The sequence below is a fragment of the Edwardsiella sp. EA181011 genome, assembly GCF_000800725.1.
GTDB lineage: Bacteria > Pseudomonadota > Gammaproteobacteria > Enterobacterales > Enterobacteriaceae > Edwardsiella > Edwardsiella anguillarum.
Genome location: NZ_CP011364.1, coordinates 648,636 through 664,193, shown reverse-complemented (window position 1 = coordinate 664,193; position 15,558 = coordinate 648,636). Strand labels below are relative to the sequence as shown.

7 protein-coding genes, 2 tRNA genes, 2 rRNA genes and 2 pseudogenes are annotated in these 15,558 nt (G+C 55.6%); 2 read left to right on the top strand and 11 right to left on the bottom strand.

Annotated features, from left to right (window positions below; translation table 11 throughout):
- Positions 1–9: 9 nt before the first annotated feature.
- The 4 genes from QY76_RS02995 to QY76_RS02980 all read right to left on the bottom strand — a co-directional run bounded on the left by QY76_RS02995 (position 10) and on the right by QY76_RS02980 (position 4,899).
- A 23S ribosomal RNA gene (locus tag QY76_RS02995) occupies positions 10–2,917 on the bottom strand.
- Between the two features lie 161 nt (positions 2,918–3,078).
- Positions 3,079–3,154 (bottom strand) — tRNA-Ala (locus QY76_RS02990).
- 55 nt (positions 3,155–3,209) lie between these two features.
- Positions 3,210–3,286 (bottom strand) — tRNA-Ile (locus tag QY76_RS02985).
- A 69-nt stretch (positions 3,287–3,355) separates the two neighbouring features.
- Positions 3,356–4,899: ribosomal RNA gene (locus tag QY76_RS02980) — 16S ribosomal RNA — on the bottom strand.
- Together the 16S and 23S rRNA genes with 2 tRNA genes alongside form the textbook arrangement of a ribosomal RNA operon.
- Positions 4,900–5,381: 482 nt before the next feature.
- On the opposite strand from QY76_RS02980, the gene QY76_RS02975 reads away from it, so the two are divergent.
- Complete coding sequence (locus QY76_RS02975; protein ID WP_015462580.1) at positions 5,382–6,074, top strand: FadR/GntR family transcriptional regulator; 693 nt, start codon at positions 5,382–5,384, stop codon at positions 6,072–6,074.
- A gap of 17 nt (positions 6,075–6,091) precedes the next feature.
- Positions 6,092–7,510 (top strand): multidrug transporter subunit MdtD, encoded by a 1,419-nt coding sequence (gene mdtD / locus QY76_RS02970; protein ID WP_034164442.1) that lies wholly within the window; start codon positions 6,092–6,094, stop codon positions 7,508–7,510.
- On the opposite strand, the pseudogene rbsR reads toward mdtD, so the two are convergent.
- The 7 genes and pseudogenes from rbsR to kup form a co-directional block, all read right to left on the bottom strand.
- Positions 7,501–8,507 (bottom strand): annotated as a pseudogene (gene rbsR, locus QY76_RS02965) (ribose operon transcriptional repressor RbsR). The gene mdtD and the pseudogene rbsR sit on opposite strands and share 10 nt — an antisense overlap.
- A gap of 6 nt (positions 8,508–8,513) precedes the next feature.
- Positions 8,514–9,443 carry a ribokinase gene (gene rbsK, locus QY76_RS02960; RefSeq protein ID WP_034164444.1) on the bottom strand — a complete coding sequence of 310 codons (930 nt, stop codon included), beginning with the start codon at positions 9,441–9,443 and terminating at the stop codon, positions 8,514–8,516.
- Positions 9,444–9,515: 72 nt separating this feature from the next.
- Positions 9,516–10,403: a ribose ABC transporter substrate-binding protein RbsB gene (gene rbsB, locus QY76_RS02955; protein WP_049648754.1), complete on the bottom strand. Its 888-nt coding sequence runs from the start codon at positions 10,401–10,403 to the stop codon at positions 9,516–9,518.
- A gap of 23 nt (positions 10,404–10,426) precedes the next feature.
- Positions 10,427–11,407 (bottom strand): ribose ABC transporter permease, encoded by a 981-nt coding sequence (gene rbsC / locus QY76_RS02950; RefSeq protein WP_012850308.1) that lies wholly within the window; start codon positions 11,405–11,407, stop codon positions 10,427–10,429.
- A gap of 6 nt (positions 11,408–11,413) precedes the next feature.
- Positions 11,414–12,919, bottom strand: coding sequence for a ribose ABC transporter ATP-binding protein RbsA (gene rbsA, locus QY76_RS02945; protein ID WP_045426628.1), 1,506 nt, complete (start codon positions 12,917–12,919; stop codon positions 11,414–11,416).
- Positions 12,920–12,926: 7 nt separating this feature from the next.
- The gene (gene rbsD, locus QY76_RS02940; RefSeq protein WP_015873037.1) at positions 12,927–13,346 is read right to left on the bottom strand and encodes a D-ribose pyranase; all 420 of its coding nucleotides are present in this window, start codon (positions 13,344–13,346) and stop codon (positions 12,927–12,929) included.
- Between the two features lie 191 nt (positions 13,347–13,537).
- A pseudogene (kup, locus tag QY76_RS02935) lies at positions 13,538–15,405 on the bottom strand (low affinity potassium transporter Kup).
- Positions 15,406–15,558 lie beyond the last annotated feature (153 nt).

The following is a 15,558-nucleotide window of genomic DNA, read 5'->3' as shown; positions in this document are numbered from 1 at the left end:
CGGTGTTGTAAGGTTAAGTCTCACGGATCATTAGTACTGGTTAGCTCAACGTATCGCTACGCTTACACACCCAGCCTATCAACGTCTTAGTCTTAAACGTTCCTTCAGTGGGCTCAAGGCCCAAGGGAAGACTCATCTCGAGGCAAGTTTCGCGCTTAGATGCTTTCAGCGCTTATCTTTTCCGCACGTAGCTACCGGGCAATGCAATTGGCATCACAACCCGAACACCAGCGGTGCGTCCACTCCGGTCCTCTCGTACTAGGAGCAGCCCCTCTCAATCTTCCAACGCCCACGGCAGATAGGGACCGAACTGTCTCACGACGTTCTAAACCCAGCTCGCGTACCACTTTAAATGGCGAACAGCCATACCCTTGGGACCTACTTCAGCCCCAGGATGTGATGAGCCGACATCGAGGTGCCAAACACCGCCGTCGATATGAACTCTTGGGCGGTATCAGCCTGTTATCCCCGGAGTACCTTTTATCCGTTGAGCGATGGCCCTTCCATTCAGAACCACCGGATCACTAAGACCTGCTTTCGCACCTGCTCGAGCCGTCACTCTCGCAGTCAAGCTAGCTTATGCCTTTGCACTAACCTCCTGATGTCCGACCAGGATTAGCTAACCTTCGTGCTCCTCCGTTACTCTTTGGGAGGAGACCGCCCCAGTCAAACTACCCACCAGACACTGTCCCTACCCCGGATCACGGGGCCAGGTTAGAACATCAAACATTAAAGGGTGGTATTTCAAGGTCGGCTCCATGCAGACTGGCGTCCACACTTCAAAGCCTCCCACCTATCCTACACATCAAGGTTCAATGTTCAGTGTCAAGCTATAGTAAAGGTTCACGGGGTCTTTCCGTCTTGCCGCGGGTACACTGCATCTTCACAGCGAGTTCAATTTCACTGAGTCTCGGGTGGAGACAGCCTGGCCATCATTACGCCATTCGTGCAGGTCGGAACTTACCCGACAAGGAATTTCGCTACCTTAGGACCGTTATAGTTACGGCCGCCGTTTACTGGGGCTTCGATCAAGAGCTTCGCCTTGCGGCTGACCCCATCAATTAACCTTCCAGCACCGGGCAGGCGTCACACCCTATACGTCCACTTTCGTGTTTGCAGAGTGCTGTGTTTTTATTAAACAGTTGCAGCCAGCTGGTATCTTCGACTGGCTTCGGCTCCATCCGCGAGGGACTTCACCTACGTGCCAGCGTGCCTTCTCCCGAAGTTACGGCACCATTTTGCCTAGTTCCTTCACCCGAGTTCTCTCAAGCGCCTTGGTATTCTCTACCTGACCACCTGTGTCGGTTTGGGGTACGATTCAGTGTTATCTGGAGCTTAGAGGCTTTTCCTGGAAGCAGGGCATTAACCACTTCAGCACCGTAGTGCCTCGTCATCACGCCTCAGTGTTAAAGATGACCGGATTTGCCAGGTCATCACACCTACACGCTTAAACCGGGACAACCGTCGCCCGGCCGGTCTAGCCTTCTCCGTCCCCCCTTCGCAATAACACCAAGTACAGGAATATTAACCTGTTTCCCATCGACTACGCCTTTCGGCCTCGCCTTAGGGGTCGACTTACCCTGCCCCGATTAACGTTGGACAGGAACCCTTGGTCTTCCGGCGAGCGGGCTTTTCACCCGCTTTATCGTTACTTATGTCAGCATTCGCACTTCTGATACCTCCAGCAGCCCTCACAGGCCACCTTCAACGGCTTACAGAACGCTCCCCTACCCAACAACGCCTAAGCGTCGCTGCCGCAGCTTCGGTGCATGGTTTAGCCCCGTTACATCTTCCGCGCAGGCCGACTCGACCAGTGAGCTATTACGCTTTCTTTAAATGATGGCTGCTTCTAAGCCAACATCCTGGCTGTCTATGCCTTCCCACATCGTTTCCCACTTAACCATGACTTTGGGACCTTAGCTGGCGGTCTGGGTTGTTTCCCTCTTCACGACGGACGTTAGCACCCGCCGTGTGTCTCCCGTGATAACATTCTTCGGTATTCGTAGTTTGCATCGGGTTGGTAAGTCGGGATGACCCCCTAGCCGAAACAGTGCTCTACCCCCGAAGATGAATTCACGAGGCGCTACCTAAATAGCTTTCGGGGAGAACCAGCTATCTCCCGGTTTGATTGGCCTTTCACCCCCAGCCACAAGTCATCCGCTAATTTTTCAACATTAGTCGGTTCGGTCCTCCAGTTAGTGTTACCCAACCTTCAACCTGCCCATGGCTAGATCACCGGGTTTCGGGTCTATACCTTGCAACTAGACGCCCAGTTAAGACTCGGTTTCCCTACGGCTCCCCTATTCGGTTAACCTTGCTACAAAATATAAGTCGCTGACCCATTATACAAAAGGTACGCAGTCACACCCCGAAGGATGCTCCCACTGCTTGTACGTACACGGTTTCAGGTTCTATTTCACTCCCCTCGCCGGGGTTCTTTTCGCCTTTCCCTCACGGTACTGGTTCACTATCGGTCAGTCAGGAGTATTTAGCCTTGGAGGATGGTCCCCCCATATTCAGACAGGATAACACGTGTCCCGCCCTACTCATCGAACTCACAGCTGTGCACCTTCGTGTACGGGGCTATCACCCTGTATCGCGCGACTTTCCAGACGCTTCCACTAATGCACAAACTGATTCAGGTTCTGGGCTCTTCCCCGTTCGCTCGCCGCTACTAGGGGAATCTCGGTTGATTTCTTTTCCTCAGGGTACTTAGATGTTTCAGTTCCCCTGGTTCGCCTCGTTAAGCTATGTATTCACTTAACGATAGTGCAACGGATTGCACTGGGTTTCCCCATTCGGACATCGCCGGCTAATAATGCTTCATATCAGCTCACCGACGCTTATCGCAGATTAGCACGTCCTTCATCGCCTCTGACTGCCTAGGCATCCACCGTGTACGCTTAGTCACTTAACCTCACAACCCGAAGATGTTTCACTTCGTGCTGTAAGCATTTGAGAGACTCTCGAATCACTTATTAAAAGCAATTCGATTGTTTTCGAATTTTCAGCTTGTTCCAGATTGTTAAAGAGCAAAATATTTCACAACATGCTGATTTCTCAGTATGTTCTGAAATATGGTGGAGCTATGCGGGATCGAACCGCAGACCTCCTGCGTGCAAAGCAGGCGCTCTCCCAGCTGAGCTATAGCCCCATGACTTTACTGCCGATACCTTATTACCACCGTCCGCTTTACCCAGGAAGGGAGTTGGTAGGCCTGAGTGGACTCGAACCACCGACCTCACCCTTATCAGGGGTGCGCTCTAACCACCTGAGCTACAAGCCTGCATAAGGTATTTGCTCGAACATCTATCAGACAATCTGTGTGAGCACTACACAATTTCGTATCTTCAGGTAAGGAGGTGATCCAACCGCAGGTTCCCCTACGGTTACCTTGTTACGACTTCACCCCAGTCATGAATCACAAAGTGGTAAGCGCCCTCCCGAAGGTTAAGCTACCTACTTCTTTTGCAACCCACTCCCATGGTGTGACGGGCGGTGTGTACAAGGCCCGGGAACGTATTCACCGTGGCATTCTGATCCACGATTACTAGCGATTCCGACTTCATGGAGTCGAGTTGCAGACTCCAATCCGGACTACGACGTACTTTATGAGGTCCGCTTGCTCTCGCGAGGTCGCTTCTCTTTGTATACGCCATTGTAGCACGTGTGTAGCCCTACTCGTAAGGGCCATGATGACTTGACGTCATCCCCACCTTCCTCCAGTTTATCACTGGCAGTCTCCTTTGAGTTCCCGGCCGAACCGCTGGCAACAAAGGATAAGGGTTGCGCTCGTTGCGGGACTTAACCCAACATTTCACAACACGAGCTGACGACAGCCATGCAGCACCTGTCTCAGCGTTCCCGAAGGCACTCCCGTATCTCTACAGGATTCGCTGGATGTCAAGAGTAGGTAAGGTTCTTCGCGTTGCATCGAATTAAACCACATGCTCCACCGCTTGTGCGGGCCCCCGTCAATTCATTTGAGTTTTAACCTTGCGGCCGTACTCCCCAGGCGGTCGATTTAACGCGTTAGCTTCGGAAGCCACACCTCAAGGGCACAACCTCCAAATCGACATCGTTTACAGCGTGGACTACCAGGGTATCTAATCCTGTTTGCTCCCCACGCTTTCGCACCTGAGCGTCAGTCTTCGTCCAGGAGGCCGCCTTCGCCACCGGTATTCCTCCAGATCTCTACGCATTTCACCGCTACACCTGGAATTCTACCTCCCTCTACGAGACTCTAGCTTGCCAGTCTTGGATGCAGTTCCCAGGTTAAGCCCGGGGATTTCACATCCAACTTAACAAACCGCCTGCGTGCGCTTTACGCCCAGTAATTCCGATTAACGCTTGCACCCTCCGTATTACCGCGGCTGCTGGCACGGAGTTAGCCGGTGCTTCTTCTGTAGGTAACGTCAATTGTGAACGCTATTAACGCTCACACCTTCCTCCCTACTGAAAGTACTTTACAACCCGAAGGCCTTCTTCATACACGCGGCATGGCTGCATCAGGCTTGCGCCCATTGTGCAATATTCCCCACTGCTGCCTCCCGTAGGAGTCTGGACCGTGTCTCAGTTCCAGTGTGGCTGGTCATCCTCTCAGACCAGCTAGGGATCGTCGCCTAGGTGAGCCATTACCCCACCTACTAGCTAATCCCATCTGGGTTCATCTGATGGCATGAGGCCCGAAGGTCCCCCACTTTGGTCTTGCGACGTTATGCGGTATTAGCTACCGTTTCCAGTAGTTATCCCCCTCCATCAGGCAGATCCCCAGACATTACTCACCCGTCCGCCGCTCGTCAGCGGAGAAAGCAAGCTTTCTCCCTGCTACCGCTCGACTTGCATGTGTTAAGCCTGCCGCCAGCGTTCAATCTGAGCCATGATCAAACTCTTCAATTAAAAGCTTGATGCTCAAAGAAATTAAACTGTTTATTCGTAATGAATTAACTGCTGTCACTCTTCAAGACTTTAAATATTTTGGCATTCCGAGGAATGCTTAATACGAATCTTGCGAGTGCCCACACAGATTGTCTGATAATTTGTTAAAGAGCGTCGCCGTGAAAACCCGTTGAGCTATCACCGGCGTGGGCTGCGTATATTACGCTTTTCGCCCGCAGAGTCAAGCATTTATTTTTACTTTCCCTGCCTGACTGGGCGACGAGTTGGTCGTTGTTCCCGGTCAGTGGAGGCGCATTATAGGGACTTCTCGCGACGTGACAAGTCTTAATTTAAAAAAAATTCTCAACTGCGCTCATTTTCACCATCTCGCACAAAAAAACGTAATATCGGACTCTTTTCATCCAACAGTACAACGTGATTTGTTTTTTGTAGGATAAAATAGAGGAATATAGATATGCATACCTGATTAGGATCGACTAACCATGCAACTAAATGCTCAACAACAAGCCGCCCAGCGCAATCTTTCCTATCTTCTTGCTGAGAAGATAGGGCAGCGGATCCTGTCCGGCGAATATCAGTCCGGCAGCATTCTGCCGGGAGAACTCGAACTGGGTGAGATCTATGGTGTCAGCCGCACCGCCGTACGTGAGGCGGTAAAAATGCTGGCGGCCAAAGGTATGCTGCTACCGCGCCCGCGCATTGGTACGCGCGTTATGCCGAGCAGCAGCTGGAATTTTCTCGACCAGGAGCTGCTGACCTGGTGGCTGACCCGAGAGAATTTTGAACACGTCAAAGATCACTTCCTGGTACTGCGCAATGCGCTGGAGCCACAAGCCTGTCTGCTGACGGCGCTGCACGCCAGCGGCACCGATAAAGCCGCTATCAATAACCTGATGCATGAAATGCGCGAGCTCAATAGCCATTTTGATCGCGAACGCTGGATTCGGGTCGATGTACAATTCCACCAGCAAATCTACAAGGCCAGCGCTAACCCGTTCCTGACCTCGTTCTCCAACTTGTTCAACTCGGTTTACCAAAGCTACTTCCGTTCGGTAACCGGTAATGAAGTCGTCAAGCTGGAGCAGCACCAGGCGATCGTCGATGCCATCCTCGCCGGCGACGCCCAGGGGGCCTATGTGGCCTGTCAGGGTCTACTGGGTATAGACGGAGCCTAACACTCGACGGAAAACTTATGACCCAGACCGCCCGGAGTATGGCTGGCCTGCCCTGGATTGCGGCAATGGCTTTTTTTATGCAGGCGCTGGATGCCACTATCCTGAACACCGCACTGCCCGCCATCGCCCGTAGTCTGGCCCGCTCCCCGCTGGTGATGCAGTCTGCCATCATCAGCTATACCCTGACGGTCGCGATGCTGATCCCCATCAGCGGCTGGATAGCCGATAGGCTGGGGACTCGGCGCGTCTTTATTGCCGCTGTCTCGCTATTCTCGTTTGGCTCCCTGCTGTGCGCGCTGTCCGGCTCACTGGAGATGCTGGTCGCCTCTCGCGTTTTACAGGGCATTGGCGGGGCGATGATGATGCCGGTTGCCCGTCTCGCGCTCCTGCGCGCCTATCCGCGCGATGAGCTGTTGCCAGTACTCAACTTCATCAGCTTACCGGGCTTGGTGGGCCCCGTGCTCGGCCCTTTGCTCGGCGGTTGGCTCGTCACCTATGCCACCTGGCACTGGATTTTCCTGATCAATATTCCGATTGGTATTATCGGCATCCTCTATGCCCTACGCTATATGCCTGACTTTACCGCCCCTACCCGCGGCTTTGACATGCTTGGCTTTATGCTATTTGGCCTAGGGCTGGTGCTGCTCTCATGTGGCATGGAGCTATTCGGCGAGCAGGCGCTACCGCAGCCCTATGCCTGGGGCGGCATATTGGCGGGCCTCGGCTCGTTGCTACTGTATATCCTGCACGCCCGACGCCACCCCCACCCGCTTATCGCCCTGCCTCTATTTCGTACCCATACCTTCTCCGTCGGTATCGTGGGCAACATAGCCTCACGCCTGGGCACCGGCTGCATTCCATTCCTGATGCCGCTCATGCTGCAGGTAGGATTCGGCTATAGTGCCATTATTGCGGGCTGCATGATGGCGCCGACGGCACTGGGGTCGATGCTGGGAAAATCGCTGGTTACCGGCGTACTGCGCCGTCAGGGATATCGTAATACGCTGGTGGGGGTGACGCTGATTATCGGCCTAACGATCGCGCAATTCTCCCTACAGAAGCCTGAAATGCCCCTGTGGCTGCTGATCCTGCCGCTGTTTCTGCTGGGGATGTTCATGTCCACCCAGTTTACCGCAATGAACACGATTACCCTGGGCGATCTGAGCGACCAAAATGCCAGCGCGGGCAACAGCGTACTGGCGGTGACCCAGCAGCTGTCCATCAGCTTTGGCGTTGCCGTCAGCGCCGCAGTGCTGCGCTTTTATGATACTCAGGTTGCTGGGTCACTGGTGGATCACTTCCACTATACCTTTATTACAATGGGCGCTATCACCCTGCTGTCGGCTAGCGTATTTCTGTTGCTCCATCCCAAGGATGGCGACCACTTGCTGAAGGGCCGCCGCGTCCCACGTCGGCGCGATGCACCTCATCCGTGATGGACGGAGACCGAGCCTCGCTCGATAAGCTGGGGGGTTAATACCAGCGTCTGCGGCTCCCGCGTCGGGTGCTTCAGGCGGTGTACTAACGTATCGACTGCCAGCTCTCCCAGCTCATCCTTGGGCTGATGGATCGTCGTTAACGGCGGCGACATATAGCGCGCCAGCTCAATATCGTCATAGCCGACGACCGCAACATCGTCGCCCACCCGCAGTCCGGCTTCAAACAGCACCTGATATACGCCGACGGCCATCGCATCATTGCCGGTAAACAGCGCATGGGGCGGCGTCGGCAGCGTCAGCAGCTGTTTCATCGCCTGTACTCCGCCGGCAAACTCGAAATCGCCGAACAGGATGTACTCCGGCGGCACCGGCAGCGCGGCCTGTTTCATTTCATACAGAAAGCCTTCCAGACGCTGGCAAGAGGGAGACTTATCCTTAGGCCCCGCCAGACAGGCTATGCGGGTGTAGCCGCGTTCGATCAGATAGCGCGTCGCTATTTGCCCCCCAGGAAAGAGTTATCCTGAATGATATCGTTCTGGCCATCGAACAGCGCCCAGTCCATCATCACCGTCGGCAGCGCGGGATAACGGGCAATCATCTCCTGCGCCGGCCGAAAATTCTCGGTGCACATCATCAACAGACCGTCTACCCGCTTTTGCAGCAGCGTCTCCATGCTCTGGCTCATACGCGCCGGATCGCCCTCGGTGTTACACAGGATCAGGCTATAGCCCCGCTCATAGCAGCTGCGCTCGACCCCACGCACCACCTCAGCAAAGAAGGGGTTATTGCTGGTGGTAACCAGCATCCCAAGCGTGTGCGTCTGGTTCATCTTTAAGCTGCGGGCCAGCGCAGAGGGGGCATAATTCAGCTGCTGAACTGCCTCCAGAACGCGCTGACGCACGCTGTCGCTGACGAAGCGATTGTTATTGATGACATGGGATACGGTCGAGGTGGAGACGCCCGCGAGGCGGGCGACGTCCTTCATTGTTGCCACGTCCGATTACTCCTGATGCGTCTGCAGGAAGGCATCGATCTCACGGCGCCAAGGGACGGAGGGCTGCGCACCCTCGCGCGTTACGGCGATCGCCGCGGCGGCATGGGCAAAGCGTACAGCGGCAGACAGCGTATTCCCCTCCAGCAGAGCGGTTAGCAGCGCGCCGTTGAAGGTATCCCCGGCGGCAATGGTATCGATGGCGTTAACCCTAAATCCTGGGATCACCCCGCCATGCCCCTCCTGGCTGACCCAAACGCCGCGGCGACCGAGCGTGATCATCACGGTCGCGATGCCTTTGCCATGCAATACGGCGGCGGCTTGGCGAGCGCTCTCATCGTCGTGGACCCGAATACCGGTCAGGCGCTCAGCCTCGGTCTCATTGGGGGTAATGACATCCACCAGCCGCAACAGAGAGTCCGGCAGCGTCCGCGCCGGTGCCGGGTTCAAAATCACCTTGGTCTGATGCTCTCTGGCCAGCGTCGCGGCGGCCTCAACGGTCTCCAGCGGTGACTCCAGCTGCATCAGTAGCGCATCTGCCTGCGCCACCAGCGCCCGATGGCGGAATAGATACTGCGGCGTCAGCGCATGGTTAGCACCGGCGTTGATGCCAATGACATTCTCCCCATCCTGATTGACAAAAATCAGTGCCACGCCGGTGCTTTCGCCATCGACGCGCTCCACGGCGTGTATATCGATCCCATCACCGGCCAGTTGGGTTCGTATCCGTTCGCCGATATCATCGGCGCCAACACAGGCAATAAAGGCAATATCCGCACCGCTGCGCCCGGCGGCAACGGCCTGATTGGCCCCTTTACCGCCGAATGCCACCTGATATCCCTGTCCGGTTAAGGTTTCGCCGGGGCGGGGAAAATGTTCAACCTTGAGAATGTGATCGGCATTGATACTACCTAATACGACCAGTTTGCCTGTTTGCATATTCTGTATTCCTACTTATCTACCGCCGCCGGTATCCCAGCGGCGGCGTTGCCCGGAGGGTCTCCCGGTTCGTTACTTGGTGACCAGCTTCAGCTCAACCGGAATGTTGGCCGGTACTTTTTCCCCTTTGATCACCTTATCCGCGGTCTCGATGCCGATCACGCCGATCTGCTCAGGCTGCTGTGCTACGGTGGCCCCCAACTTACCGCTCTGTACGGCTTTTTCACCGTCTTGGGTTCCATCAAAGCCCACGACCAGCACATCGCCGCGGCCCGCCGTCTGCAGCGCGCGCAACGCGCCGAGCGCCATTTCATCATTCTGTGCGAATACGGCCTGAACCTGCGGGTGCGCCGTGAGCAGGTTTTGCATGACGTTCAAGCCCTTAGTACGGTCAAAGTCGGCTGGCTGGCTGGCCAGTACGTCAAACTTATGGGCGACGACCGCCTGTTTAAAGCCTTCGCCGCGCTCACGGGCTGCCGAGGTTCCAGCGATCCCCTCCAGCTGAATGATCTTGGCACCGGTCCCCAGCTTCTGGGCGATAAAGTCACCGGCCAGCTTGCCGCCGGCGACGTTATCGGAGGCGATATGGCTAACCACGCTACCTTGGCTGGCCGCACGGTCAAGGGTGATCACCGGAATATTGGCCTGATTGGCCATTTTTACCGCGTTGCCCACCGCATCGGAGTCCGTCGGGTTAATCAGCATCAGCTTAGCGCCGCGCACGGTCAGATCCTGTACGTTGGCCAGCTCTTTGGCCGGGTTGTTCTGTGAGTCCAATACCACCAGCTTGTATCCCAGCTTATTGGCCTCTTTCTGCGCGCCATCCTTCATCGACACAAAGAACGGGTTATTCAGGGTAGAAACCACCAGGGCAATGGTGTCCTGCGCCATGGCGTTGGCACTCAGGGTGACGCTCAGGGCCGCGGCGGAGATCAAGGTTGCCAGTTTTTTCATGTTCATCTCATCGATTCCTGTAGGTAAGGTTATTTATTGCTTTTGTTGTCTACCAAAACCGCCAACAGAATCACCGCTGCCTTGACGATCATTTGGTAGTAGGAGGAAACACCGAGTAAGTTTAGGCCGTTATTCAGGAAGCCAAGGATCAGGGCGCCGATCAGAGTTCCCATAATCCGCCCCTTACCGCCGGCCAGACTGGTCCCGCCCAGCACCACCGCCGCAATCGCATCCAGCTCATAGCCGGTGCCGGCCGTCGGCTGCGCCGAGGAGAGCCGGGCGACCTCGATCACACCGGCCAACGCCGACAGCAAGCCGCACAGGGCATACACCGCAATCTTGACGCGATCGACGCTGATCCCGGACAGGCGCGTTGCCGCCTCATTCCCGCCCAGCGCGTAGATATAACGCCCTAGGCGGGTGTGGTGCAGCATGTACCACGCCAGCGCAAAGACCACAATCATCAGCCAGATAGGCGTCGGCATCCCCAGAGGACGACCGATGCCAAACCAGCCAAACAGATCCGCCTGCGCAGAGAAACCAGTATTGACCGGACTGCCATCGGTATACACCATCGTGACCCCGCGCAGCAGCAGCATCATCACCAGGGTCGCAATAAAGGCCTGAACCTTGCCCTTAGCCACGATAACGCCGGTGCAGCCGCCAATCGCCGCCCCCAGCGCCAGCGCCGCGCCAACCGCCACCAGCGCATTAACATCCATCCCGACAATGGACGCCGCGACCGCGCCGGTCAGCGCCAGCAGCGATCCCACGGACAGATCGATGCCAGAGGTCAGGATCACCAGCGTCATCCCTACGGCCATGATGGCGTTCACGGAGGTCTGCTGCAGAATGTTGAACAGATTATTGACGGTGAAGAAATTGGGGCTCATGGAGGAGACCACCGCGATCAGCACCAGCAGGGCGATCAGCGATTTCTGCTCGACCAGCCAGACTTTGAGTCGGGCCTTGCTGAATCCGCCCTGGTTTGCAGTTACTTGGGTATTCATCGGGGATTACTCCTGCTTAACGCCGTATTGCTTGCCAACGGCCGCGGCCATCAGCACTTCTTGGGTTGCCTGTTCAATCGGGAACTCGCCGCTCAGCTGTCCCTCATGCATGACCAGGATACGATCGCTCATTCCCAGCACCTCGGGCATTTCGGAGGAGACCAGAATGATGCTCAATCCCTCCGCCTTAAACTGGTTAATCAGCTGATAGATCTCTTTTTTGGCGCCGACATCGACGCCGCGCGTCGGTTCATCAAGGATGAGAACCTTGGGGCGGGTCATCAGACCGCGGGCGATCGCCACCTTCTGCTGGTTTCCGCCGGAAAGCAGGCCGATAGCCTGATCCATCGATGGGGTCTTGATGTTGAACAGCGAGATAAAATCACCGACGGCCTCCCGCTCTTCGCCATGTTTGAGCGAGCCGTTAAGGCGGCTGAAGTAGCGCAGCGCCGTCAGTGACATGTTCTCCTTCACCGACATCCCCAGCACCAGGCCATCGCGCTTTCGATCCTCTGAGATATAGACGATACCGTTGGCCATCCCCTCCTGCGGAGAGCGGGTCTGAATGGGGTTGCCCTCCAGGGTTATACTCCCCTGGGTACGAGGCAGCGCGCCGTACAGGATCTTCATCAGCTCACTGCGCCCCGCGCCCATCAGCCCGGACACGCCCAGTATTTCACCGCTGCGCAGCGTAAAAGAGACATCCCTGACGCCAGGGCCTGATAGGTGACTGACCTGCAGGCGCAGATCGCCGGGCGCACTGTCGAGGCGCGGATACTGCTCCTCCAGCTTGCGCCCAACCATCATCTCGATCAGCGAATCTTCGCAGAGCGCGCTGACGGGCCGCTCTGCGATAAACTGTCCGTCGCGGAAGATGGTCACGTCATCGCAGATTTCAAATATTTCCTTCAGACGGTGCGAGATATAAACAATGCCGCGTCCCTGAGCCTTCAGCTCTCGGATGACGTTAAACAGGGACTCCGTCTCGGTATCCGTCAGCGCATCGGTCGGCTCATCCATGATGATGACCCGCGATTCGAAGCTCAGCACCTTGGCTATCTCGACCATCTGCTGTTCGCCGATGGATAGATCGCCGACCAGACGGCGGCTACCATAGTCCAGATTCAATCGCGCCAGCAGCCTGTCTGCTTCGGCATACATTTTTTTCCAGTCGATGCGCCCCAGGCGATTGGTAAACTCGCGGCCCAAAAAGATATTTTCAGCGATAGTCAGCTGCGGGATCAGGTTCAACTCCTGATGAATAATACCAATGCCGGCCTCCTGCGAGGACTTGGGACCGTTAAACGCCGTCTCTTTGCCCATATAATGCAGCGAACCGGCATCTTTCTGATAGATCCCGGTCAGCACTTTCATCATGGTGGATTTGCCTGCGCCGTTTTCTCCGACCAGCGCCATCACCCGTCCGGAATAGACATTCAGCGAAGCACCGGACAGCGCCTTCACGCCGGGAAACGATTTATCGATTGCGGTTAAAGCCAGTAACGGTTGCATAATGGCCTCAAAAGGTCACGCCGGCATACAGCAGTACATTGGCATAGGGTGAACACTCTCCGCTGCGGACGATGGCCTTACTTTCACCGCTCAGCGCCTTAAACTGACCGTGGGAAACATAGTCGATATGAATCGCGTTGCCCTGCGTCTGCGCCAGCCGCTGCAGCCATGTCACCAGCTGCCGGTGAATGTCAGGATTAGCCTCAACCATCTCCTGCGCCAAAACGGCACGCTCAACCTGCATTTCTGCCGTCATCGTCTCAATAACCTGCATAAAACGCGGGATGCCATGGGTCAGCGCCAGATCGATACGCTGGATACCGTCAGGAACCGGCAGCCCGGCATCGCCAACCGTCACGCTGTCCGTATGACCCAGACGGGAGATCAGGGCTGAAAGTTCAGAATTTAATACCGTGCCTTTTTTCATTACTCGCTCCACCAGCGAAACGTTTCGCTCTCCGCTAAGTGTAGAGGTATAGCCGGGCTGAACAAAGCAAAAAATAAAAAAATGTGATCGTAATCGAAACGTTTCGCGGTAAAAACGATTCAGCTAAACAGTAATTTCAATGAAAAAGGGCGCCGTCAGGCGCCCTTTTATACGTTATCCCGTTTGACGGGTCAGATTTCGACCTGGGTTCCCAGCTCGATAACCCGGTTAGGCGGGATCTCAAACTGATCGGCCGCCTGCAGCGCATTACGGCTCAGCGCCATGAACAGCCGGCCCCGCGCCTTGAGATACCAAGGCCGGTGTCCCAGCAGCAGCGACTCATGGGACATGAAGAACGAGGTCTCCATAATCCGGCAGGAGAGCCCCTCTAGACCGCAGCGGTGGAAAATTTCCTCGACGTTCGGCGTTTCCTTAAAGCCATAGCTGGCCACCACCCGCCAAAACGTCGGTGACAGCTGCTCAAGGGTGACACGACGCACATTATGCACATAGGGCACATCTTCGGTACGCAGGGTCAGCAAGATCACCCTCTCATGGAGCACCTTGTTATGTTTCAGGTTATGCAGCAGCGCCAGGGGAATGACGTTCACCGCCCGCGACATATATACCGCGGTTCCCGGCACCCTGACCGGCGGCGACTTCTCCAGCGAGGCGATCATGGCCTCCAGAGAATTTCCGTGCTCATGCAGGCGACGCAGCAGGCGAAAGCGCTCACTTTTCCAGGTCGTCATGACGATAAACATCATCAGCCCCAGCGTCAGCGGCAGCCAGCCGCCGGAGAGTATCTTCATGGCGTTAGCGCTAAACAGTGGTATATCGATACACAGTAGGCATACCAACAGGATCCCGACCAAGAAACGGTTCCAATGCCAGTTTTTAAACGCGACGGTGCAGGATAGAATGCTAGTCAGCACCATCGTACCGGTAACGGCGATGCCGTAGGCCGCCGCCAGATTGCTGGAGCGCTCAAAGCCGACGATCACCAACACCACGCTAATATACAGCGCCCAGTTAATGGCCGGAATATAGATCTGACCGGCCTCCATATCCGACGTATGAATAATACGCATCGGCGGCAGATAGCCAAGGCGCACCGCCTGGCGCGTCAGAGAAAAGACGCCGGAAATCACCGCCTGCGATGCGATGACCGTGGCGAGGGTAGCCAATACCAGCAGCGGGATCAGCGCCCAGTCAGGCGCCAACAAAAAGAAGGGATTCTTTATCGCCAACGGATCTTTAAGCAGCAGCGCGCCCTGGCCAAAATAGTTCAGCATCAGCGAGGGGATCACAAACAGAAACCAGGCGAGGCGAATAGGACGTTTACCAAAGTGCCCCATGTCGGCATACAGCGCCTCGACCCCGGTGATTGACAGCACCACGGCCCCGAGAGCAAAAAATGCCAGCGCCTTATAATGTATAAAGAAGTTAATAGCCCAGCGCGGATCCAAGGCGTACAGCACCTGAGGATTGGCGAGAATGCTGCGCCCCCCAAGATCGCCAGCGCTAAAAACCACAGCACCATCACCGGCGCAAACAGGCGGCCAATGCTGCCGGTGCCGTGTTTTTGAATACAAAACAGGACCGTCAGCACCAGAACAGAGAGCGGAACGATGTAGGGATCCAGCGACGGAGCGGCAATCTCAAGCCCTTCAATGGCCGACATCACAGAGATCGCCGGAGTGATAACCACCTCACCGTAGAAGAAGCTACCGCCAATCAGCCCCAGGATCACCAGCGTAGCCGTTATTCGCGCCGGCGTATTACGACCAGCCAGCGACATCAGGGTCAGGATCCCCCCTTCGCCTTCGTTGTCGGCCCGCATCACAAAGGTCAGATACTTCAGCGAGACAATCAGGATCTGCATCCAAAAGATCAGCGAGAGGAAGCCAAAGACAATCTCTGGCTTCACCTCAAATCCATAGTGCCCGGCAAAACACTCGCGCAGGGTATACAGTGGACTGGTGCCGATATCGCCATACACGACGCCGATAGCGGCCAGCGTCACCGTAGTCAGTGAACGTTTCTGTTCTGTACTCATAACATTTTTCGTTTGAAATTTCCGTCAGCCATCAATGCACCAACATCCCGGGCGCAGATAAAGGTTGCACAGTATGCATAAATACCCATGTATTCCCACTGTAAAACCCGCAAGAATATCGTTGATTATGTAACAAACAGCATGTGACGCCGC